The following is a 22629-nucleotide window of genomic DNA, read 5'->3' on the forward strand; positions in this document are numbered from 1 at the left end:
TCCATGAACCGTTTTTTAGAGGCGCTTAATAAACAGATTATCTTCATCGACGGTGCCATGGGTACGATGCTGCAGCGTTCAGGGCTCAATCCGGGTGAAAACCCGTCGCTGCTGTGCATAACCAACCCTAAGGTCATTGAAGATATTCATGCCGCTTACTTCAAGGCGGGCAGCCATATCGTTTACACCAACACTTTTTCGGCCAGTTCACCTAAGCTGGAGGGCACCGGCCACAGTGTTGACGACGTGATTTCAGCGGCCGTAGGTTGCGCCCGACGTGCGGCCGCCCCCTTTGACGGCATGGTTGCGCTGGATATCGGCCCATTAGGCGAACTTCTAGAACCGCTGGGCACTATGCCCTTTGAGCGCGCCGTTGAACTCTTTACCCAACAGATTAGGGCAGGCGTGAAAGCCGGCGTGGATCTGATTGCGATTGAGACGATGATGGATGTCTATGAAGCCAAGGCTGCGCTGCTGGCCGCCAAGGAATGTTGCAACCTGCCCGTGATAGTGACTATGACTTTTGAGGCGGGGGGCAGAACCTTTACCGGCTGTGATATTCCCGCTATGGCTCTGACGTTGGAAGGCCACGGCGCCGACGTTATTGGCGTCAATTGTTCGGTGGGTCCGCTACAATTGGGCGAGATCATCACCGAGTTACGCCGTTGGACACGGCTACCCATCGCTGCAAAGCCGAACGCCGGACTTCCCAATGCGGGCGGCGGCTACGATTTATCCGACGAGCAGTTTGCGGATGGCATGCGCACCCTGATTGCCTGTGGTGCGTCGGTTGTTGGCGGCTGCTGTGGCACCACACCGGAATATATCTTTGCGCTTACCCAAACAGCTAACGTCATGACGCCGATTCCCGCGCCAAAAACCGTTCCCTGTGCTGCATGCTCATCCACGGTTTCGGTTCTGCTGGATGCGCCGATCGTCGTTGGGGAGCGGCTGAATCCAACCGGCAAAAAGCTTCTTAAACAAGCACTGGCCGATTCTGACATGGGCTATATTCTGCGTCAGGCTGTCGCCCAACAGGAGGATGGCGCACAGATGCTCGATGTCAACGTCGGTCTACCTGGTATTGACGAGCCCGCCATGATGGCCAAAGTCGTTAAGGCCATTCAGTCGGTCTGCCCACTGCCGCTGCAGATTGATTCTTCCAATCCCGACGCAATTGAGGCCGGTTTAAGGGTTTATAACGGTCGCGCCGTCGTCAACTCGGTCAACGGAAAGGACGAGGTGTTAGATCGGTTGTTGCCGGTCGTAAAAAAATATGGTGCTGCGGTTGTCGGGCTCACGCTGGATCAAAGCGGCATACCGGAAACGGCCGAGGGGCGCGTGGAGATCGCCAAGAAAATTATCACGCGCTGTGAACACGCGGGCATTCCCCGTGAGCATGTTATTATCGACTGCCTGACTATGACAGTCGGCGCCGACCAGCGCAACGCCCAAATCACGCTCGAGGCAGTACGACAGGTGCATGCGTTGGGTGTCAAAACTGCGCTGGGCGTTTCTAATGTGTCTTTCGGCCTGCCCCGACGAGACCTTGTTAACCGAACGTTTTTCACCCTGGCATTGCAAGCGGGACTTAACCTGTCGATTATCAACCCTGCCGACGCCGGCATGATGGAGGCACTTTCTGTTTTTCGCATGCTGTTTGGCTATGATGCAAACGGTGAAGATTATATCCAACGGTTTGCGCAAACCACCGCACAGCCTGTCGCTGTTCCAGAAAAAAGTGCAAAGGGCGATGTCGCGTCGGCTATCCACGCCGGGTTAGAGCAGCAGGCAAAACAATCGGCGCGCAGTCTGTTGGAATCCACTACGCCCGAATCGCTCATTGCCGATATTCTAATTCCAACGCTTGATGATGTGGGCAAACGTTATGAGAAAAATGAAATCTTTTTGCCCCAGCTTATCCGTTCGGCGGGCGCAGCCAAGGCCGCTTTCGATGTGGTGCGCGAAAGAATCGCGGAATCTAAAAGCGAACAGGCCAACCGCGGCACAATCGTGCTGGCAACGGTTCAGGGCGATATTCATGACATCGGCAAAAATATTGTGCGGGCCGTTCTCGAAAATTACGGGTACCGCATTATAGACCTAGGGCGCGACGTGCCACCCACAACAGTTGTTGAAGCTGTCAAGTCAGCCCAAGCTACGCTTTGCGGCCTTTCCGCTCTGATGACCACCACGTTGCCCGCCATGGAGGAAACCATTAGATTGCTTGGCGCACAGTGCCCTGATTGCCGTGTGGTGGTTGGCGGTGCGGTACTCACCGCAGATTATGCCGCAGCCATAGGTGCGCATTATTATGCGAAGGATGCTTCTGCTACGGTTTCGGCTGCAAAAATTGTTTTTGACACATAATTGTTTGGTACTGCCGCCGCTGCTTTGTATGTTTTTGATTGACTTTTCATTTGTATTGAGATATAATGTTTAGGCGTTGATCAAGTATATCAGGGCATGCTTCATTATATTTTTGGTAAAAATGACATAGCAGCGGCGAATATATTTGCATCAATTTAATACGGAGCGGTATCGAAGTGGTCATAACGGGACTGACTCGAAATCAGTTGACGGGCAACCGTCCGTGGGTTCGAATCCCACCCGCTCCGCCAATAAAAACCCCACGTTTGATTTACGTGGGGTTTTCTTATATTCGTGGTACTCTTGCTGATAGTCGCTAAATGAGATGTTCTCATAAAGAATGGTATATCAAAATAGTAAGCCGAGGCAGTATTATCGTCATAAATGCCCACAATCACTTGAAAATGATTGTGGGCACTTTTATATCTATTTTAAGACAAGGTACATGGTGTTAGACGATTGCCTACTATGGGTGTGCTTTAAACACTTCATCAAGTAGTTCTTTGTATGTTTCCCAGCCTCCCTCATAAAGAAACCCAGACACTTCTACCATGTTTCTATCGTATCCAAGTGCAACGAGGTTATCAACGAGCTCGGTGTTTGGAAAAATAAAATCCATTTGCTCCGGCGTTAAAGAGACGATGGAATCATAATCATATCCAAGGCTTTGCAGGATGTATATATCATTTTCTGCAATACCGGAATCCACAAGCTTGTAAAATTCATCTTCACTCATCGTATCTCCCATAAAGGAGGAACCTGGCGCAAGGATTTTGGTGATTTCCCCGTCGGACAGTTGCAGCATTTCTTCAAAATTAAAGCCCGTGTTGGTCAGCGTATGAATCTGCCATTCCCTGAGTCCGCGCTGTGCCAGACGTTGGTACAGCGCTTCCTGATCTGTGGGGAGATTTCGAAAATACACCCTTTCCTCCTGCGTGGCAAATTCCTGCTCTCCACCGCCGGTTCCTATACTTACAATCTCAAAGTTGCTGTTACCTAAAGCCTTTACACATAGCTCGCGGAACAAGCCCTGAAACATTCCTTTGCCGGAGGCTCCGTCGCCGGGGGCAAAGTATTCCTCGGAAGCGGTTGTAATATCGTAATCCACACGCACCACATATTGATACGCCATATCTGACCAGCGTTGCCCTTCGTTGGGGTCTCCCGCAATCACCGTGACCGCATTGATTGTGTAGTCTGCAATCCGCTCTGTTGGGGAAACATTTTCTCCCATATAAGACTTTAGCCAGATGTTAGCCGCGGTTTCCCCGATGACCTGTGCAGGCTCATCAGGCTTGACAAAAAAGGTAATCTCAGTCTGTTGTTCAAGCCCCGCAGAGGATTGTGCTGCTGGTGTGGATTGTTCAGACGCTGCTGTGAAGCGGACGCTTGAAGCAATCTGCTCCGCTTGCTGCTGTGTCACGACATCACGGATAAATTGGATTCCCATATACACCTTCAGGTTTTTGTCATAGGCAAGGACGCCCGGAACTTCCGTCACTGGTACGTCGGGCATGGCGCCGGGATGCTTTTCAACTTCCGTTTCATTCAGGTAGCTGACCGTAGCAACTGCCGCCTCAAAGGTTTCCGTTGTGTTAACAGGGGTATAGGCGTCCCAAGTATACATGCTGCCAAGGCGAAGCACAGAATAGACGGTTTTATAGTAATCCTCCGCGGGGACTTCTCCTTCATAAGGCTCAAACCCGTTAAAACCAATCTGACCCACGAATAAATCATCATGATACAGGTGCATCTCGATAAGAAAATTGGAACTGAAATAGCCAACACCCTGATCGCTATTCGCATTCGGCTGTCTGACTTCCCAGCCATTTGGGAGAAGAAATTTTGCAGCAAACGGCTCGGTTTTACCGGCGAAGGATTCGTTTTCAGAATGTGCGGGAAATGAAACAGCTACCACAGTGCTACGCCATGCAGGAGGAGACTGCGCCTCAAATGCAATGAAAAACCCTTCAAAATCCTCCAGATAAATGATGTCGTCATCGGGACCGCTCTGAAATATGCGGTTTCCCGCATATTTTTCATCCAGCCCCGCGCCTTGAAAATTGTGTTCCGGCATACTGCTGGCGGTGTGCAGAATGCTGCCCAAAACTCCGATTTCGAAGGTGTTTAAGGGGAGCTCGCTGACGGTTTCACCGCTTTTTTCGTATAGAGTATCATTCACCATAATAATTTCTTTGCTGTGAGGATTTGCCATAAGGCCGACAATCAGAACGCCGCATAGTACGATGGCTTCGACTGCAATCCAGAAAGGCAGCTTTTTATAATTCAGCACATTTTGAATGCGGCTTTTTGTATCCCCCTCGCCAAAGGCCAAAGGAATACCGCCGATCATTCGCCGTCCTGTAGCAAGAGAGAGCAGTGAGGATGAGTATTCTTTCTTCACTTCACTGCCCAGTTTTTTGATAACCGTTTCATCGCAGGACATTTCCATATCCCGACCAGAGAGGAAAAACGCCACCCATGCCAATGGGTTGAACCAATGGATACAGAGCACAAGAAAGCTGACAAGCTTGATAAGATGATCAAACCTGCGGATATGCGTCTGCTCGTGAAGCATAATGTAATGCTTTTCCGTTTCGGAAAGCGACAGAGGAAGATAGATTCTGGGCCAGACCGCTCTCATGACAAAGGGGGTGGCCAAGTTGGCAGAAAGGTAGATATTCTCCGTGTCATGCACAGCTCCTTTGAGCTGTTTTTTCAATTTAAGCAGCATAACTACGCTGTATATCAGCAAAGCCGCTATCCCTATGAGCCAAATCAATGTGAAGATATTTTCAAAAAGAGGTTCTTTCGGCGCAGGAGAAACAGAGGATGGAATCATCCCTCCACCGTTAGTGTCCACATGGCTACGGACTGTTCCCAGCGTAACAAATTGCTCGGGAAAAGGCTGAAACTGCTCTGTAGTTCTCCCTCCTATCGATAGCAGGCTAAAAGCACTTTCAAATGACCATGGGCAGATGAGCCGAAATAAGACTACGCTCCACAGCGCGTAGGAAAAGCTCTTGGGCGCTTTTTTGAGCAAAAGCCTTACCAATATAACAGCAAGTATGACATAGCTGGCGGTATAGCTCATATTTAAGACCTTTAAAAAAACTGTATCCAGCACGGCTACCCCTCCTTATGTGTGTCAATCAAGCGTTGTATTTCCAGAATTTCTTTTTCGCTCAATTTATTTCTGCGGGTGAAAGCGGTAAGAAACTGCGGCAGAGATCCGCCAAACGTTTCCGTTAAAAACTGTTCGCCCTGCATGGCTAAAAAATCTTCATGAGGGATTAACGCCGCAACCGTTCCCTTTTGGTTATCAAATATTCCTCTATCACACAGCCGTTTGAGCATGGTGTACGTCGTGGATTTTTTCCAGCCAAACTCCGTATCGCAGAGCTTTACAAGCTCGCCGGAGGAAATCGGCTCGCGCTGCCAAATCAAATCTGCAAACCGCTGTTCCATTTCTCCGAGTTTATAAGTTGCCATATAGTAAACCTCCTGACAAAAAGTCTAATAGCGTTAGACTAATGTAAGTCTAACGCTATTAGACCAAATTGTCAATACATTTTTACTTTACCTATAAGAGTTTTAACCAATCCTGAGACTCCTGCAAATAATAGTATTTCTTCTTATTCTTTATAATAAGGCCGATTGATATAAAAACAGTTATAAATTCAGCGAGCGGAACTGCAATCCAAACGCCCATTACATGAAAGAGTTTTGGAAGTGTTAACAACGCTAAAGTAATAAAAACGAATGTCCGCGAGGTAGAAATGACTGCTGATGCTTTTCCATTTGATAAGGCTGTAAACATAGCCGAAGCAAAAATATTAAAACCACAAAATAAAAAACTTATAGGAAAAATCAAAAATCCCTGCCTTGCTATTTGATATACTGGTGTACCTTCTGGTGAGAAAATGCTCACTAAAGGAGAGCCCAGTAACATCGCAAAAATAAAGACTGCAATTGATACCATACAAATAAAAGTCACGCAAATTCGAAGTATTTTTTTTAAGCGGTCAAAGTCTTCGCTACCATAATTATAACTAATAATAGGAGCAACCCCCATTGAAAAGCCAATATATAAAGTCGTTAGCATAAACTGTGTATATATAATAATGGTTATTGCGGCAACACCGTTTTCGCCAAGTAACCTCATCATTGTAACGTTAAATAAGAATATGGTTACAGCTGTTGCAACTTGGCTTACCATTTCAGAAAAACCGTTTGAACTGGTTTCCCATAAAACTGCGAAATCAAGCACTGGTTTTTGAAATTTTAGAGTTCCTTTTGTATCCATAAAAAACGCAATTCCGATCACGGTTGGCATCAGGTATCCAATTCCCGTACCAAGGGCCGAACCGGCAATTCCCATTTTTAATGGAACTATAAAAATGTAATCAAGTAATACATTGATAGCGCCAGCACCCACTGCCAAGACCATTCCAAAACCAGGTTTTCCTGCCGTAACAATTAAGTTCTGAAATAGCACTTGCATCATACTTGCAGGCGCAAAAAGCAACAAAATAAACAAATAGTCTTTGCAATATGGGAATAAGACCGTACTTGCCCCAAGTCCCAAAATAATTTTATCAATAAAAACACTGCCTAAAAAAGCAATAGCAAGGCCTAGACTGGCACCGGTTAAAACGATGAGCGTAAAATCCTGAGACGCGCGCTTATTATCGCCCGCCCCCATCTTTCTGGCCACAATTGCGCTGCCGCCTGTTGCTAACATTGTACTAAGCCCTACAATAATATTAATTACTGGCGTAATGATGTTTATAGCGGACAATGCATCTGTATTTACAAACCGGGCTGTAATAATGGTATCCCCAATTGTATACAGTCCCATAAAAATCATCATGGCGATGGTAGGGAACGCAAAACGCAGCAATGACCGCATATTATAATTTTCAGCTAATGGATTTTTAAAGTTTTCAGATAGTGTGTCGTTCACCATTATTCACCTCTAAATCTTCTTTTTGCAGGGTGAACTTTTGGGTCGGATATCCAAATTCCACTAGCAATTCTGCTTCTGCAAATCCAAGTTTCTTAAATACATCCCGGTATCCTGGGTCGGCTTTATCGCCCTCACGAAATGTTGTAATGCTTATAGACGTATCTTTTAACAATTCGTTAAATGCTTTTTGAAGGAAAGCTTTTGCTATTCCATTCTTTCTATATTGTGGGTGGACTCCTAGAAAATCAATGCTCCCAGTATCAACATTAAGCACCATTGCGCCAATAACTATATCCTTATCTTTTAATAGCAATGCTTGTTTTTTTAGAATAGCTTTTTTTAACGATTCGATATATTCGTCTTCATTCAAGCATGGAAATCCGTCAATAACAAGATAGACGAAATCCATCCATTGCTGAACATCGTTGATTGTGGCAATAGTAATATCCGTTATCCAGTTGATTTCAGCCTTTATTTTTGTAGGTTCCTCATTCAAAATATACCGTAGCTGCAATGGGTAAAACTCTTCAGCTTCGCGATATTGATTGGGAGATTTTTTATACATTGCTTTGAAAATCGCAGTAAACGCCTGCTGACTTTCATATCCGGCTATAAGTGCAATCTCAATAATTGGTTTGTCCGAGAATACAAGTAGCTTTGCAGCTTCGGTTAATTGGCGGCGTTGTACATAGTCATGTATAGATAAACCAACCGTTTCTGAAAAAATGCGATGTATGTAATATTTCGAGTAATGAACAGCTTTAGAAACCATCTCTAAGTTTAATTTATCGGCAAGGTGTTCTTCAATGTAATTTATGACTTCTGTAACATTCACTATTTTCCGCATTGCAGCGCCCTCCTTTCTACGTAGTATTATAACAAGTGATTTTAAGGGCCTTTTAATTATTCTTGCTGTTTTTCTGGCGATTAGTTTAACAGATAAATTTATCAAGTAATATACATTATACAGGGATTGTCAAACCAAGTGAAAGTCTAAAACGGCGGGGCATTCTAGCCGCTTTTTCATGGTCTATTATGCAAATCCGGGTCACTAACAAGCTGATCACGCAAAAGGGCACGTTACCAAATTATTTGGTAACGTGCCCTTGGCTAGATTATTGGGCAGGTTAAGTCATCAACTAACATGACTTGACCTTCCTGAATGATGGTTATGGCAAGTTCTGCTTAAAGAAATCCCATGCATTTCGGTAGAGAATACCATCAGCAATCTTCTGGCTAAGCCCACGCGAAAGATAATATTCATAAATTCCGGCGGCTTTTGATGGGGTATTGAGACATTCCGGCAGAACGGCGCCGTCGAAATCTGAGCCAAGAGACAAGTTCTTTTCGGCCCCAAGCTCAAGAAAATGCATGGTGTGGCGGTAGATATCATCAAGGCTTTCCACTATTCCGTCTTCTCTCAGGAATTTGACAAAATAGTTTAGCCCGATGAGGCAATCACGACTTACCATCTCACGGATCATATCATCAGTGAGATTTCGCTTATGGCCACAGAGCGCGCGGGCGTTGGAGTGGGTCGCCAAGAACGGCTTTTTCGCTACCTCCAGCAGATCGCAAAATCCGAAGTCATTGAGGTGCGAAATATCGACTAGGATACCGTTCTTCTCAAGCTCAGGAATCACTGCTCGCCCAAAGTCGGAAAGTCCATGATTGGTAGTGTGCCCCGAACCGATCTCGTTTTCGCCATTCCAAACCAGCGTAATGGCTCTGACACCCGCCTCTGCCAGCTCTTTAACACGGCCAAGATCTCCCGCCAGCGCAGAGCCATTCTCAATGGTGAGAAATGCTGCGATTTTGTTCTGGGCAAAAGCCGCTTCCATGTCGGAAAAGGAGCGACAGGGTGCAACCCGGTCAGCGAACTGTTTCATCTGTCGTTCAAAGCTTTGGCGGTTAAATTCAAAGTAATCAATTGCCGCCTGTCCGCGCTCTTCGTCGGGTATAAATACCGCAAAGAACTGCGCCCAGTGTACGTCAGCCGGGATAGATGAAAGTGAAAGCACCCGTTTGGGGTCGTTAATGGTATCAGGATTACCGGTGTTGGTATATTTCCAGTCGGTAAGGGTATCGCAATGAAGATCAATCAGAGCATAAGGATTCATAATGGTGGTCCCTCTTATCATAGCGTGATGCGCCAAAAATTGGTGGCAAAATGGTGTTAAAGTTCCTCGTAGGCTACAACTTCCTTAGAGCGGTCATATTCAAAATAGCGCAAGCCTCGTTGAGAAGTTTCAATTTCACCTAGCTGGTTGTCATATGGGTCGGCACGCCAGTATTGTTTTTCAACGGTGAAATCGGACTGAAAACGGGTGTTTGCCACCATGCGGAAAGCGTCCAGATTTCCAAAATAGAATCCGCGGCGCTCTTGGTTGTGTTCTCTTTCCGCTCCGCACCCAAAAGATGGGTCGGCATAAAGCCAGCCACAGGGTGCCACATAGAACATAGCCCAGTCATGTGCGCCGCAAAAATCCGGACGTGTATAAAGCCCGCTTTGCCATCTGGCGGGAATGCCCGCACAACGGCAGAGTGTTATGAATAGTAGCGCCATCATGCCGCAGTCGCCCATAAGATTTCTTGCACAGGTTTCGGGAATGTTCTCCAGCGTAAAGTAAGAGCGAACAAAGGAATACTTTACATTCTGTGTTATAAAGTCATAGAAAGCTTTGGCCTTATCCAGCGGGTTATCGATACCCTCGGTCAGCGTCCGCGCCAACTCGCGAATATACGGTGTAAACACGATGTGCGGGAACTGCTCATCGGTATCAAAATCAGGCTGGTTTTGGTCGGGGATAACCGTTGAAAGATCGTGGTATCGGGCGGTATGGGTATAGGAATATTCCACCGTAAAGGCGTGATTTTCCGCCATACGCTCTTCCCAGCATACGGTGCGTTGCGGTGCGTTCTCCGGTGAGACAATCCCCCCTGGCGGTTCAATGCGCTCTATTTTAATTGCGCTTTGCTGCTCACAGGCACAAGGAATAGGTAAATGAACGCGAACAAATTCACCTATTTTGAAAGCCTCATCCTTTATCCGAACGCTGGCGCGTATTCGAATGCGATTGGAAAAGCTTCCTTTTTCTCGCATTATTCTAGCAACGCGATCTAGCGGTTCGGCCGCAAGTCCGCCGCCTCCGTCGGACAAGACGTTGGACTGCCCTGCCCGCGTAGCGAAGGCAGTATCCGTCTTGAGCAGTGTTTCAAAAAAGCGGTCGAAATAATGTGGTACCCCGCAAACATAGATCCAGTCGATTCTCCCATCCGCCTCAAGGGTGTCAAACTCCTCTTCGGTAAAGTCAGCAATATGTAACTGCACACGCTTGACTGCCTCTACCTTTGTAAAGGGATAGTTTTCTGGAAGCCTCAGCATGATTTCCCGTTCGGCGATTAGACAGTTGCGAAAAGCCTGCGGAAGATTTTGTGACGTGAGCCTTTTATCGATCAGCCGAATCGCACCATCAAAGTCTCCGTAAATCTTATGGCGAAGAATGTCGTCAGGCAGGCCAATGTTCAAATTTTTAAAATAATGGTTTTGATTCATAATACACTCCTATCGAACAAGCACACGTCTGATAAATATTCAGACAAGCAGTTGCATAATGCTGGCGCACGCCAAGCCCATAATGTTACCGACAGCTGCGCCTAGCACGCCCATGAGAACGCCGATACCGGCATAGGAGCCGTTATAGGCAGAAGCAACGATAGGTGCGGACGCCGAACCGCCGAGGTTTGCCAGAGAGGCCGTGGATACCATGCAGAGGTCCCAATGGAACAGCTTGGAAAGAATGAACATAACGACTACATGAATAATCAGAACCACTAAACCGGCAACCAGCCACAGGGGCGCGTCGAGCAGCTCACCCAAGCCGGCACGGGAAGCAAGCAGAGAAATAACGACATACAGATAGATATTGGACATTTCCTCAACGCCAGACATTTTGCCTAGAGGAGACATTGCAGCAATCAAGCCTATTGCAGTTACCAGAAGTACGGTAGCGGTGCCCTTATCTATCAAGCCGTAAGCGAGAACGCCGCCAAGTTTCTGGCAAACCGCAGAAACTATCAGAGACAAACCAAGCAGCGTAAACAGCGAGGTAAAGTCGACTGCTTCCTTTTTGTTTGTCAATTCCGCGTTTGCGGCGGCTGCAATAGCATCAAGCTTGGAAGTGTCAGCTTTCACCATCTTGTTCCACTTAGAGGCGAACGGAATAACTATGAGAAGCGTTGCAATCCACACGGAATAATAGATTGTATCCACAATCAGCGCAGCGGCGAAATCGGCTTCGGGGACAGCCAACGCGTCTTGAACAGCAGCCATATTGCCAGAGCCACCGATCCACGATGCGGCAAGCGCAGCCATTGCACGCCAGGAGTCTGCACCCAGCGAACCCTTAAAGAGGACAAATGCAACAACAAAGCCAAAAGCGATCGAGATGGCACCGCCCATAAAGATGGCGATCATGCGGCCGCCGAGCTTTGCAAGCTTGCGGAAATCGCAGCGTAGCAGCATGACAAATATCATGGCGTAGAGCAGGTTGTTCTTGGTTGCTGAATAAGCGACGGAGGTGGCCTTCATATCCCAAAGGTTGAAGGTGCAGAAAATCATATTGAACAAGTACACCATAACAATTGGCGGAACATAGTCAAAGATTTTCCACTTGGTTGCTTTTTTGACAGCAACCAACATTGATGAGAAAAATACCAGGAATGCGATGTAGGTGAAGCCGTTTGTAATCATAGTGGTCTCTCCCTTCATTTTTTAGGCAACTGCTTATCAATATGCGGGCTGCTTTGCTCCTCGCATATATCCAAAAAGTAAGGTGTGCTGGTACTACGACAATCTAAATTATTTCAGAAGTGTATCTGCTGCGGTATATTCCAAGCCCAGCGCCTCGGCTACGCCGGCAAAACAGCATTTTCCGTCGTAGCAGTTTAGACCAGACATCAACCCGTGGTCATCCTGACAAGCTTTTTCCACGCCCTTGGCAGCCAGTGCTAAACCATAAGGCAGGGTTGCATTGACCAATGCCTGTGTAGAGGTGCGTGACACCGCACCGGGCATATTGGCTACGCAGTAATGGACGACACCATCTACTGTAAATACGGGGTCATTGTGGGTGGTGGGGTGGCTCGTTTCAACACAACCACCCTGGTCGACCGCTACATCAACAATTACCGCGCCAGGCTTCATACGCTTGAGATCTTCACGAAGCACCAGCTTCGGGGCTGCGCGTCCTGGAAGCAACACGGCCCCAACTACGAGATCCGCATGTTCAAGACAACGGCAGATATTATCGCGACTGCTATACAAAGTGGTGATCTGGCGCGGGAAAATATCATCAAGATAAGCGAGGCGGCGGGCGCTCACGTCAAGAATTGTGACGTTGGCTCCCATGCCAACAGCAATTTTGCAGGCGTTGGTGCCAACATTGCCGCCTCCCAAAATCACAACATTACCGCGCTCCACGCCGGGCACTCCTGCCAACAGAACACCGCGTCCACCAAAGGTTTTTTCAAGATATTTTGCACCCTCCTGCACTGACATGCGTCCCGCGATCTCGCTCATCGGCGCAAGACAGGGCAGTCCACCCTCACGGCCAATAATCGTTTCATAGGCCACAGCCTTCACTTTTGCTTTAAGTAAAGCACTGGTTAAAGGTGCATCAGCTGCCAGGTGCAGATATGTATACAGTACGAGACCTTCGCGGAAGTATTTATACTCCGTCTCAATCGGTTCTTTGACCTTGATGATCATCTCTGAGCTATTCCATACAGACTCGGCTTGATCTTCAATCTGCGCGCCCGCAGCGAGGTACTCCTTGTCGGTAAAGCCGGATCCGAGTCCAGCCCCCTGCTCCACCAATACACGATTACCCGTCTCAACAAAAGCCGCAACCCCACCGGGAGTGAGTCCCACTCGGAACTCATTGTTCTTAATTTCCTTGACAATGCCAATGATCATGCGCACTCTTCCTCTCATTTATATAGAATTCTCAAGCTTTTCCAGTTATTTCAAAATAAAAAACCAACAAGAACAAAAGACATCAAAATAGCCTTTTTGGTCTTGCTGGTTTTCAAAAGCTGTGACATGACTGTGACCCGCAAAACGGAATCATATCTGGCAATCTGAAGCAGCGCATTATTCCAATATCAAAAGATAAGTCATTTCTTGCTGTTAGCATAACCCATACTTTGCAATATCGTCAAGTAGGCAGCCGAAAGTTTATATAAACTAATAACAAATCAAGAACAATTTAGTCATATTTTCATAAATTCGCAGGTATTTTGTCATTGTTGACCGCCGCGCATAGCATGATAACGCTTGACCGCATCACGGTAAGAAACGATAACCGCCTTGCGCGAAGAGCCGCCATAACGACGGTTAAGTTCTTCCTCAAGCCACTGTTCCACGCCGAGAAAGTCTTTTCCGACAAACATTTTGCGCAGAAAGTTTTCGGTTAGCTCAAGCGTGTGAGTACAGCTAAAGGCCAAAATACGCCCTGTCGCATCGTCAACCTCAAAGGCCATGTAAAACGAGTTGTAAATCTTGGTGATGGCGTTATCGGCGTTTGTACGCGACTCGCCAATTATAAAACACGAATTAAGCGGCACCATATAAACCTCCCTGATTATTAAATATTATGAAATAGTTCACAAAATAATAACTTTATATCTTTATTATAAGTACCAAACATTTTTCTTGTCAATATAATAGTCTTTTGAAAATCAAACCGGCATTGTTTATAAAAGGCATGTGAAGCCTTTTGGAGTTAAGAGTTGGTTGGGTTCCCTCGTTTTAATTAGCACTATTTCATATATCTAACGTTAATTATCTGTTGGAACGCACAAATACTAACCCCTTATATTGTTATGTATATTCACAGCGGCATGGAAATCTCCATGCCGCTGTTTGCCTTATTGTTAATTAATTTTTTATAAACATCACATTATTCATCAGCGAAACGATAACCCACACCTACTTCGGTGAGAATAAAACGTGGGTGGGTGGTGTCCTTCTCAAGCTTTCGGCGAAGGTTGGCCATAAAAACCCGCACACTTTTGCTGTCTCCGCCCTCGTAGCCCCAAATCTGCCTGATGATGTAGTTATGCGTTAGCACTTTACCCTTATTTGCAATTAAAAGCAGCAGCGTTTTATATTCTGTAGGGGTCAAATGAATTTCATTCCCCGATACAAAAACCTTGCGCTTCTCATAATCCACCATCAGCCAATCGCAGGAAAATTTTGTATCGCCTGCTTCTGCCTCGGCCTTTTGTAAGGAGCGCTCCACCACGCGGATCCGCGCCTTCAGCTCCCCCATATGGAAAGGCTTTGTAATATAATCGTTGGCGCCAAAATCAAGCGCCGCAATCTTCTCCTTCTCCTGCCCACGCGCCGAGACGATCAGAACCGGCGTATCGGAAAAAGTCCGCAATTCGCGCAAAAGATCAACGCCGTCCCTGTCCGGCAAACCGAGATCCAACAAGACAATATTGGGTCGGTGTGAGGAGAAAAGGAACATGCCTTCGGCGGCTGTTTCCGCTGTCAGAACATTGTAGTTTTCTTTGGATAGAGAGATATCAAGAAAATGTGAAATATACCTGTCATCTTCAATAACAAGTATCGTCCGCTGGTCGTTCATGGCTTTCCTCCATAGGCAGCGAGAAGGTAAATATAGACCCCGTCGGGGCATTATCTGCCACAAATATTTCTCCGCCGTGCGCCTCAACAATGGCCTTGCAGATGGCAAGGCCAAGACCCAAGCCCCGGCGCCCATCAACAATTTCGTCATCCTGTGTGACAAAGCGCTCAAACAGATGACCTCGGATGACCGCCGGAATTCCACCCCCGGTATCAGCAACCGAGACCATTAGCTTATCTTCAGCTTTCACGGTCAGCGTAATCGCGCTTTCCGATGGCGTATGGCGAACTGCATTTTCCAGAAGGTTTACAATCACCTGCGAAATCAGCTTGCCATCCATCGGCGCAGTCACCACCTCTTCGGGCAACTTAACCTGAAAACTTCGGTCGCGGAACAATCTTTCCGTGTGCTTGACGGCTTCGCCAATCACATCATCTATCACTTCATCCTGCTTGTGCAGGACGATTTTTTGCTCACTAATACGGGTCATATTGAGAATATTTTCAACGAGGTCGGTCAACCATACGATTTCCTCGCTAATATCGGAGGCTAGTTTCCTGCGTTCAGAATCCGAGAGCTCCTTGTAATTATCCGCGAGAAGGTTGCCTGCACCAGAAAGCGCTGTGAGCGGACTTCTTAGATCATGTGCCACTGAACGCAAAAGTGTACCGCGCTGCTGCTCACGAACCATCGCCAACCTGATTTTTTCACGGTCCGTAACAAGCGTTTCACGCTCCAACGCAATACCAAGCTGTGTACAGACAGCCTGAACAATCAAAAGCTGCTGCCCTTCCGGCTCCCTGTCAGAAAGCACCAGCTTGCCCAGCGTGCCGGAGCCGCTGTGAATATCAAACCCCTTAGCGGCATCCTGCCCCAAATAAACCGTACAATCCAGACCAGCATATTCTCGGACGAGATCCTCCGCTTTCTTAACCACGCTTTCCTTACCGCTCGCGGAAAGGAACCCGGAAGCAATTCGGTACATGATCTTGGCGGTGCGCTCGTTTTGGCTAGCCAGCTTCATCTCGCTCTGTAAACGGGAAGTAACGGTGCCGGAAACAATTCCTGTTACCAAAAAGAACATGATCAACATCAGGTCGTTTGTCCTGTATATAAAAAAGGAATAACGTGGTTCCGTAAACAAAAAGTTAAAAAGCATGCCGGAAAGAAGCGCTGCACCGATAGCCCAACCACGGCTACTGGTCAGCACCGCCGTAAACAGGACGCTGAGCAAAAACACCATGATGATGCTCTCATTACCCACGCCCAAAAAGCCAATAAGCAGCGCACAGGTTGTCGCTAAGCCCATGACAAAAACTGTTTTTGCCCCTTGCTTAACCGTAGCGAACACCCCACAATCCGATTACTTTTTACTGATCATTTTTAGAATATCCTTTTGCTCCCCCGCAACAATGATATGTTCCTGTTCGCTAAAAACGTGGTCGGCACTGATGAGCGGAAGAATATGTTTGCCAACCCTTACCCCAATAACATTGACACGATGCTTTGTGCGGACATCCAATTCACGGATATTTCGCCCGTTCCAATCGCTGGGGGGTTCTATTTCCATGATGGCATATTCCGGTGACAATTCAATATAATCAAAAGCACCTTTCGCCGAGTAACGCACAGCAGTACGCTGCGCCATATCGCGTTCAGGATATACCACATCATCGGCACCAATCTTTTTAAGCAGATCGGCATGTATTTCGCGGTCGGATTTTGCAACCACATAGGGTGCGCCCAGTTCTTTAAGCAGTGAGGTAATCTCCATCGAAGACTGAAAATTATCGCTTATACATACAAAACATACGTCAAAGTTGCGTACGCCCAATTCTTCTAGCACGTCCCGATCCATACAATCGCCAATCTGCACTCGTGTAACAAATGGCTCCAGCTTGTGTACAGCCTCCTCATCGACATCTACCAACATCACTTCATTATGAAGCTCCGCAAGTTTTACGGAGAGGTTTTTTCCAAAGCGTCCCGCGCCTATAACAAGCATTGATCTCATAATCCGCCCCATCCTTTCAAATTAACCGACAATAACCTTGCCGATGGGATTTCTTAATTTTCCGCCTTTGTTTGATCTTGCTACCGCCAGAAAAACTGTCAGGCTTCCGATACGACCTGCATACATCAGCAACATTATAACAATGCGTGATAAGGTCGGCAACGTCTGGGTAATACCAGTAGAAAGACCCACTGTACCAATGGCAGACAGACATTCAAAGGTAGCATTGGTAAGCAGCTGACCCTGTGCACAAAGCACCAGTATGCCGCAAACCGTCATGGCTAAATAAACCGACACGCCACAGAAAGCACGGCGCAATATTTCAGACTCCAAACGAAAATGCCATATTGAAACATCCTCGCGGTTGCGAAGAGAGGCGAAAACAGCTGAAGCCATGACAACCAGCGTGGTTACCTTAATTCCCCCGCCGGTGCCGCCGGGTGCAGCCCCAATGAACATCAAAAGCATGGTGATAAGCTTGCCTCCGTCTGAAAGCGCGGCTATATCCACGGTGTTAAAGCCGGCTGTCCTTGGCGTAGTCGATTGGAAAAACGCCGACAAAATCCGCTCTTGCGTGCTCATGTTAGCGAATACCCCGTCATTTTCAAGCAGCAAAAAGAGCAACATACCGCTCGCCAAAAGCACGAGGGTAGACACTAGCACCGCGCGGGTATGAAGTCTGAGCTTAAAAAAATAAAACCGACTTTCTACAAGATCGTTCCACACCACAAAGCCAATACCGCCCACAATGATCAACGCGGCGATGGTGAGAACCACCAGCGGATCGTTATAAAAATATGTCAGAGACGAAGACGGCGTACGAACACCCATCAAGTCGAAACCTGCGTTACAAAATGCTGATACCGAATGGAAAACGGAAAACCATAGCCCCCGCCCCAAACCAAATTTGGGAACAAACCGTACCGCTAACAACACCGCGCCCATCCCTTCAAAAATGGCCGTTCCAATCAGCATGCGTTTCACCAGACGGATAACGCCGCCAACCTGTGTGGCGCTGATGGCTTCTGCCAACAAGGAGCGTTCGCGCAGACCAATGCGCCTTCCAACCACCAGAGAAAATAAAATGGCGATGGCCATGAAGCCAAGCCCGCCGATTTGAATAAGCAATAAAATGATAGCCTGACCAAACACCGAAAACTGTGTCCATGTATCATATAAAACTAGCCCTGTGACACAGGTGGCAGACACCGAAGTAAACAGCGCGTTTAAAAATGGAATCGCCTCACCATTGCGACTGGCAATAGGTAAGCTTAAAAATACCCCGCCCGCCAGAATAATAAAGGCGAACCCAACCGCGATAATTCGCGTTGCGCTCCACTGTTTTATATTCATCTGCCTATCCCTCTCATTTCTCCCAGCAACGCATCGACCGATTCGCCTGCGTTAAGCAATCGTTCCGCGCCTGTGTCTTCAAAAATTTTGCACAAATCTGGCGCGTTGCAACGCGCTATAATATAAATACCGGGGTCCGCGCGCTTTGCGGCATGGCATATTGCCAAGTTTTTGCTATCATCACCTGAAAGCGCAAACAGCGCCGAATAAAAGTCATCCTCAGGAAAAGAGGATGTTAAAAGCGCTTTACACTTTATCCCGGATTTCTTCATTTTCTCTACGACGTCGGGCGCTCCGTAAACCAACACACCTTGATTAGCACGCCCTTTCGCACCATCAAGAAAGTTTTCATTTTCAAAAAACAAGTCCAGCCGATACATAATAAAATAGCCGAGTAGAAACGTTCCCAGAGCTGCAAAAACCAGCAGAGCCGTCATATTGTTCCATCCGCCTTTCTGTTGCTATAATAACAGAAAGGTTATAATGCCAGTGTCCTTGTTTGCGCCACCGTATTATTTTTTTATAAAGATGGTCGAATATACCGAGTCTCGTTCTCAGGACCTGGCCATAGCCACCCGTATAAAAATTTTTTAACGTTATACATCCAGCAATATGCCGCTTGTCTTATTTTAGTTTATCCACTATTTTACCATAACACTGTTGCAGGGTAAACCCCATTTGCATCCTTCACACAGATAAGGCTGTTTGCTATAATATAGCTGGTCTATTTAGGAAGGAGGTGGCTTGGATGCAGCGCAATTACATCGGTAGCGTGCGGTTAAAAACGCCGCTGGCAGAGGATTCCTATCTGCACAATATACCGGCGGTGCGCCATTTGGCGCAGCAAAAGGAACTAACCTTCACCCACGCGGTTACCTTTTTGGTGGGCGAAAACGGCACGGGCAAATCGACGCTGCTCGAGGGCATCGCTGTAGCCTATGGCTTCAACGCCGAGGGCGGTACCAGAAATTTCAGCTTTGAAACCAGCGCCACCCATTCAGAACTGCACCGACACCTCACGCTCTTAAAAAGCGCTTATCCCAAGGACGGTTTTTTTCTGCGAGCCGAAAGCTTTTATAACGCCACCAGCTACATCGATGCGGTATACGAAGATAAACTCAGAGCAAAGGTGCCCACCGCATACGGTGCGGGTGCGCTGCATGCGCAATCCCACGGCGAGAGCTTTCTCTCACTAGTGGAAAATCGTTTTAGCGGTAACGGTCTTTATCTGCTCGACGAACCGGAGTCCGCCCTTTCACCCAGTCGCCTTATGGCCTTGATGGTGCATCTCCACGCACTCGTGCAAAAGAATTCCCAGTTCATCATCGCCACCCACTCGCCCATCCTGATAACCTACCCCGGCGCACAGGTGTATGAGCTTTCAGAGGCGGGTGTCTGTTCGGTAGATTACCGCAAGACCGAACATTATCAGCTGACTCGTCGCTTTCTAGAAAGACCTGAGAAAATGCTACACTACCTTTTGGACGCGGAATAACTCTCTATAAATGAATTTTTAAAGAATTTTTGATTGCCACAATATCAGCGAACGAGCATACCTTTTTGTCACGCCAATTGACGGACATATGGCAAAATGATATATTGTATGCAGCATCATCAACAATATACACTATATAGAAACAGGTGGCAATATGGAGCAACTGGAATTGATGCCGGCGCGGATAAAGATTGCAGCCATTGTGCGTAAAGCTATTTTATCCGGCGAATTTACAGCCGGATCGGAATTGTCCTTAACTGAAACGGCAGCAAAAATTGGGGTGTCGCGCACGCCGGTTCGCGAGGCTTTCCAGACACTCGCGGCAGAAGGGCTTATAGAGTTGCGCATGAACAAGGGTGCCGTTGTCAAGTCGATTGACGAAAACTTTATTAAAGACCACTTTAGCATACGAATGCTTTTAGAGGGCGAAGCCGTCGCGCGTGCCATACAAAACGGCATGGATGCCAACGAGCTAATGGCGCTTCAAGCCACCGTATCAGACAATCTTCATTTTGTTGCCGACAACACTTATGAATTATATAATCAAAATTTTCACACTGCAATCTGGGCGGCAACCCAAAGCCAAAAGCTGTATCATTTTTGTGAGACGCTATGGAACGGCCCTTCTTTCAGCCGTGCAGTACCCGACGAAGAGCATAGAAGAAGATCTATTGCCGAGCATAGTCAGATTATCGGCTATATAGCCGAGGGTGATGCTGAGTCAGGCCGCCGGACTATGGCTGCACATATTGAGCGGAGCATGCACAATATTTTAAACGGTTTTAAGATGCGATAATATTATGTGATTTAAATAATAAATGGCGCAGAAAGTATACACCTGCAACAAATATGTGCGCAGTGTATATCTTTAGCGCCATTTTAATTGACTTTGCATATCAAAGCTCGTAATATTGTATACAATATACAATATTCGCAATTTAAAAGGAGTGGCGTTATGCATGCACTAGAAAAAATTCTTGCCAAGGCAAGCGAAAAATCGTCAGTGATGGCGGGGGAGATTGTCACCGCAAAGGTGAGCTTTGCAGAGATTAACGACCTGTATTTGCAAACCGTGTACTCTTTTAAAGAAATGGGCGGAACCAAGGTCTGGGATAAGGATCGGGTGGCTTTTGTATTTGACCATTATGCACCCTGTCCTACGATTGAGGCGGCAAGAAATCACGCTGAGATGCGCGCGTTCGCCCAAGAAAACAACCTGACCTACCACTTTGACGTCAACGCAGGTGTTTGTCATCAGGTCATGCCCGAGCGGGGGGTCGTTTATCCGGGTATGATTGTGGTCGCGACTGATTCGCATACCACTACACACGGCGCATTCGGCGCATTCGGCACCGGCGTCGGCGCAACCGATATGGCCACCATTCTGCTTAGTGGCGAGCTATGGATGCGTGTACCGGAAATTATCGAAATACGCATTGAAGGTACCGCGCCCAAGGGCGTTTATCCAAAGGATGTTATTCTACATATTCTTGGCAAAATAAAGGCGGACGGCGCGGTATATAAAGCGATAGATTTCACCGGCAGCTATGTTGAACAGCTTGACGTTGCCGGGCGAATGGTTCTCTGCAACATGGCCGTGGAGATGGGGGCTAAGACCGCCTATATGCAGCCCAATGATCTGGTGCTCGAATATGCAGGCAAAAGGGCGGTTCGCCCGTTTGTGGTAGAATACACCGACGCTGATTATGTCTATGCAGAAAGTCATGTGTTTGACATCAGCGAATTGACCCCGCAGCTTTCAGCTCCGCACAGCGTTGACAATGTCTACCCGCTGGAAGACGTGGGTAGAGTTAAAATTAATCAGGGTGTCATCGGCACCTGCACCGGCGGACGCGTGACGGATATTGCGGTTGCCGCACAAATTCTTCGCGGCAAAAAAATCCCCGAATATATCCGACTTATTATTGTCCCCGCTTCCGCACAGGTCATGAGAGAATGCATGGATAAAGGTTATATCCAGGATTTAATGGTCGCAGGCGCAACCATTACCTCCCCCGGCTGCGGGCCTTGTCTTGGCGCGCACGAGGGTGTCATTGCTCCCGGCGAAATATGCATCACAGCGTCTAACCGCAACTTCCCTGGGCGGATGGGCAGTACTCAGGCACAGCTGTATCTAGCGTCCCCCGCAACTGTCGCAGCTTCGGCGCTAAACGGCTACATCACCGATCCTAGAACCATTCTGTGAAGAAAGGAAGAGCCAATATGAACAACATTATTGAGAGCGCTGCCGTTGTACTGGGGAGCAACATTGACACCGATCAGATTTATCCCGGGCGGTTTCTCGCCTTGGTTGAACCAGATGAAATCGGCAAACATTGCCTGGAAGGCCTTGACGAACAAATCCGCCAGCTAGCGCCGGGCAGCATTGTGGTGGCAGGCACAAATTTTGGTTGCGGCTCAAGCCGTGAGCATGCGGTCATCACGCTGCAAAATGCGAAGGTTCAGGCGGTGGTGGCAGAATCTTTCGCTCGTATTTTTTTTAGAAACGCTATCAATTTGGGGTTGCCGCTGATTATATGTAAAGGAATCAGCCAAACGGTCAAAACCGGGCATTTGCTGCGCGTGGACTTAACCGCTGGCACGGTAGCGGTGCTGGAGACTGGTGTAGTGCTGCAAGCAGAAAAGCTGGGCGATCATATTTTGGGGATTATCCGTGCAGGCGGGATAAAGCCGCTGTTTAGAGCCAAATATGCAAAGTCTCCACAGGAATAGTGTGTATTGGAAAAAGAGAAGGCAATCTGCTTGACGCAGC

Annotated in this window: 19 protein-coding genes and 1 tRNA gene; 6 read left to right on the forward strand and 14 right to left on the reverse strand. The window is 47.4% G+C overall.

Going from position 1 to position 22629, the window contains the following annotated elements; translation table 11 throughout:
* Positions 1-3 precede the first annotated feature (3 nt).
* Both RBH76_07945 and RBH76_07950 read left to right on the forward strand, forming a co-directional pair.
* Complete coding sequence (locus RBH76_07945; protein ID WMJ82672.1) at positions 4-2370, forward strand: homocysteine S-methyltransferase family protein; 2367 nt, start codon at positions 4-6, stop codon at positions 2368-2370.
* Positions 2371-2532: 162 nt separating this feature from the next.
* Positions 2533-2621 (forward strand) — tRNA-Ser (locus tag RBH76_07950).
* A 215-nt stretch (positions 2622-2836) separates the two neighbouring features.
* On the opposite strand, the gene RBH76_07955 is transcribed toward RBH76_07950, so the two are convergent.
* The 14 genes from RBH76_07955 to RBH76_08020 all read right to left on the reverse strand — a co-directional run bounded on the left by RBH76_07955 (position 2837) and on the right by RBH76_08020 (position 18798).
* A complete protein-coding gene (locus tag RBH76_07955; protein ID WMJ85218.1) occupies positions 2837-5464 on the reverse strand; it encodes a M56 family metallopeptidase in 2628 nt (875 codons plus the stop codon).
* A 35-nt stretch (positions 5465-5499) separates the two neighbouring features.
* Positions 5500-5862, reverse strand: a complete 363-nt coding sequence (locus tag RBH76_07960) for a BlaI/MecI/CopY family transcriptional regulator (protein WMJ82673.1) — start codon at positions 5860-5862, stop codon at positions 5500-5502.
* Positions 5863-5953: 91 nt separating this feature from the next.
* Positions 5954-7339, reverse strand: a complete 1386-nt coding sequence (locus RBH76_07965) for an MATE family efflux transporter (GenBank protein WMJ82674.1) — start codon at positions 7337-7339, stop codon at positions 5954-5956.
* The gene (locus tag RBH76_07970) at positions 7317-8186 is read right to left on the reverse strand and encodes a GNAT family N-acetyltransferase (protein ID WMJ82675.1); all 870 of its coding nucleotides are present in this window, start codon (positions 8184-8186) and stop codon (positions 7317-7319) included. The genes RBH76_07965 and RBH76_07970 overlap by 23 nt, the downstream gene beginning before the upstream one ends.
* Positions 8187-8508: 322 nt before the next feature.
* Positions 8509-9459, reverse strand: a complete 951-nt coding sequence (locus RBH76_07975; GenBank protein ID WMJ82676.1) for a membrane dipeptidase — start codon at positions 9457-9459, stop codon at positions 8509-8511.
* A gap of 56 nt (positions 9460-9515) precedes the next feature.
* Complete coding sequence (locus RBH76_07980; GenBank protein WMJ82677.1) at positions 9516-10895, reverse strand: transglutaminase-like domain-containing protein; 1380 nt, start codon at positions 10893-10895, stop codon at positions 9516-9518.
* A gap of 39 nt (positions 10896-10934) precedes the next feature.
* Positions 10935-12092: a DUF819 family protein gene (locus RBH76_07985; protein WMJ82678.1), complete on the reverse strand. Its 1158-nt coding sequence runs from the start codon at positions 12090-12092 to the stop codon at positions 10935-10937.
* 108 nt (positions 12093-12200) lie between these two features.
* Entirely contained in the window at positions 12201-13316 is a 1116-nt protein-coding gene (gene ald, locus RBH76_07990) for an alanine dehydrogenase (GenBank protein ID WMJ82679.1), read from the reverse strand.
* A 326-nt stretch (positions 13317-13642) separates the two neighbouring features.
* Positions 13643-13969 (reverse strand): DUF3870 domain-containing protein, encoded by a 327-nt coding sequence (locus tag RBH76_07995; GenBank protein WMJ82680.1) that lies wholly within the window; start codon positions 13967-13969, stop codon positions 13643-13645.
* Positions 13970-14301: 332 nt separating this feature from the next.
* Positions 14302-14994, reverse strand: a complete 693-nt coding sequence (locus RBH76_08000; protein ID WMJ82681.1) for a response regulator transcription factor — start codon at positions 14992-14994, stop codon at positions 14302-14304.
* Positions 14963-16303, reverse strand: a complete 1341-nt coding sequence (locus tag RBH76_08005) for an ATP-binding protein (GenBank protein ID WMJ82682.1) — start codon at positions 16301-16303, stop codon at positions 14963-14965. The genes RBH76_08000 and RBH76_08005 overlap by 32 nt, the downstream gene beginning before the upstream one ends.
* 54 nt (positions 16304-16357) lie before the next feature.
* The gene (locus RBH76_08010; protein WMJ82683.1) at positions 16358-17008 is read right to left on the reverse strand and encodes a TrkA family potassium uptake protein; all 651 of its coding nucleotides are present in this window, start codon (positions 17006-17008) and stop codon (positions 16358-16360) included.
* Positions 17009-17029: 21 nt separating this feature from the next.
* Entirely contained in the window at positions 17030-18361 is a 1332-nt protein-coding gene (locus RBH76_08015) for a TrkH family potassium uptake protein (GenBank protein WMJ82684.1), read from the reverse strand.
* Entirely contained in the window at positions 18358-18798 is a 441-nt protein-coding gene (locus tag RBH76_08020) for an NAD-binding protein (GenBank protein WMJ82685.1), read from the reverse strand. Before RBH76_08020 ends, RBH76_08015 begins: the two co-directional genes overlap by 4 nt.
* Positions 18799-19109: 311 nt before the next feature.
* On the opposite strand from RBH76_08020, the gene RBH76_08025 reads away from it, so the two are divergent.
* The 4 genes from RBH76_08025 (at position 19110) to RBH76_08040 (ending at position 22589) form a co-directional block, all read left to right on the forward strand.
* The gene (locus RBH76_08025; protein WMJ82686.1) at positions 19110-19856 is read left to right on the forward strand and encodes an AAA family ATPase; all 747 of its coding nucleotides are present in this window, start codon (positions 19110-19112) and stop codon (positions 19854-19856) included.
* Positions 19857-20010: 154 nt separating this feature from the next.
* Positions 20011-20652, forward strand: a complete 642-nt coding sequence (locus RBH76_08030) for a GntR family transcriptional regulator (protein WMJ82687.1) — start codon at positions 20011-20013, stop codon at positions 20650-20652.
* Positions 20653-20811: 159 nt separating this feature from the next.
* Positions 20812-22062, forward strand: coding sequence for a 3-isopropylmalate dehydratase large subunit (locus RBH76_08035; protein ID WMJ82688.1), 1251 nt, complete (start codon positions 20812-20814; stop codon positions 22060-22062).
* A gap of 17 nt (positions 22063-22079) precedes the next feature.
* Positions 22080-22589 (forward strand): 3-isopropylmalate dehydratase small subunit, encoded by a 510-nt coding sequence (locus RBH76_08040; GenBank protein WMJ82689.1) that lies wholly within the window; start codon positions 22080-22082, stop codon positions 22587-22589.
* Positions 22590-22629 lie beyond the last annotated feature (40 nt).

Source organism: Oscillospiraceae bacterium MB24-C1, from assembly GCA_030913685.1.
Taxonomy (GTDB): domain Bacteria; phylum Bacillota; class Clostridia; order Oscillospirales; family Ruminococcaceae; genus Yanshouia.

Excerpts from the sequence above, each read along its gene's own strand:
- RBH76_07955 (WMJ85218.1), bottom strand. The coding sequence starts at position 5,464 with ATGAGCTATACCGCCAGCTATGTCATACTTGCTGTTATATTGGTAAGG.
- ald (WMJ82679.1), bottom strand. The coding sequence starts at position 13,316 with ATGATCATTGGCATTGTCAAGGAAATTAAGAACAATGAGTTCCGAGTG.
- RBH76_07995 (WMJ82680.1), bottom strand. The coding sequence starts at position 13,969 with ATGGTGCCGCTTAATTCGTGTTTTATAATTGGCGAGTCGCGTACAAAC.
- RBH76_08020 (WMJ82685.1), bottom strand. The coding sequence starts at position 18,798 with ATGACGGCTCTGCTGGTTTTTGCAGCTCTGGGAACGTTTCTACTCGGC.
- RBH76_07980 (WMJ82677.1), bottom strand. The coding sequence starts at position 10,895 with ATGAATCAAAACCATTATTTTAAAAATTTGAACATTGGCCTGCCTGAC.
- RBH76_07965 (WMJ82674.1), bottom strand. The coding sequence starts at position 7,339 with ATGGTGAACGACACACTATCTGAAAACTTTAAAAATCCATTAGCTGAA.
- RBH76_07985 (WMJ82678.1), bottom strand. The coding sequence starts at position 12,092 with ATGATTACAAACGGCTTCACCTACATCGCATTCCTGGTATTTTTCTCA.
- RBH76_08015 (WMJ82684.1), bottom strand. The coding sequence starts at position 18,361 with ATGAATATAAAACAGTGGAGCGCAACGCGAATTATCGCGGTTGGGTTC.
- RBH76_08030 (WMJ82687.1), top strand. The coding sequence starts at position 20,011 with ATGGAGCAACTGGAATTGATGCCGGCGCGGATAAAGATTGCAGCCATT.
- RBH76_07975 (WMJ82676.1), bottom strand. The coding sequence starts at position 9,459 with ATGAATCCTTATGCTCTGATTGATCTTCATTGCGATACCCTTACCGAC.
- RBH76_07960 (WMJ82673.1), bottom strand. The coding sequence starts at position 5,862 with ATGGCAACTTATAAACTCGGAGAAATGGAACAGCGGTTTGCAGATTTG.
- RBH76_08040 (WMJ82689.1), top strand. The coding sequence starts at position 22,080 with ATGAACAACATTATTGAGAGCGCTGCCGTTGTACTGGGGAGCAACATT.
- RBH76_08005 (WMJ82682.1), bottom strand. The coding sequence starts at position 16,303 with ATGGGCTTAGCGACAACCTGTGCGCTGCTTATTGGCTTTTTGGGCGTG.
- RBH76_08025 (WMJ82686.1), top strand. The coding sequence starts at position 19,110 with ATGCAGCGCAATTACATCGGTAGCGTGCGGTTAAAAACGCCGCTGGCA.
- RBH76_07945 (WMJ82672.1), top strand. The coding sequence starts at position 4 with ATGAACCGTTTTTTAGAGGCGCTTAATAAACAGATTATCTTCATCGAC.
- RBH76_08000 (WMJ82681.1), bottom strand. The coding sequence starts at position 14,994 with ATGAACGACCAGCGGACGATACTTGTTATTGAAGATGACAGGTATATT.
- RBH76_08035 (WMJ82688.1), top strand. The coding sequence starts at position 20,812 with ATGCATGCACTAGAAAAAATTCTTGCCAAGGCAAGCGAAAAATCGTCA.
- RBH76_07970 (WMJ82675.1), bottom strand. The coding sequence starts at position 8,186 with ATGCGGAAAATAGTGAATGTTACAGAAGTCATAAATTACATTGAAGAA.
- RBH76_08010 (WMJ82683.1), bottom strand. The coding sequence starts at position 17,008 with ATGAGATCAATGCTTGTTATAGGCGCGGGACGCTTTGGAAAAAACCTC.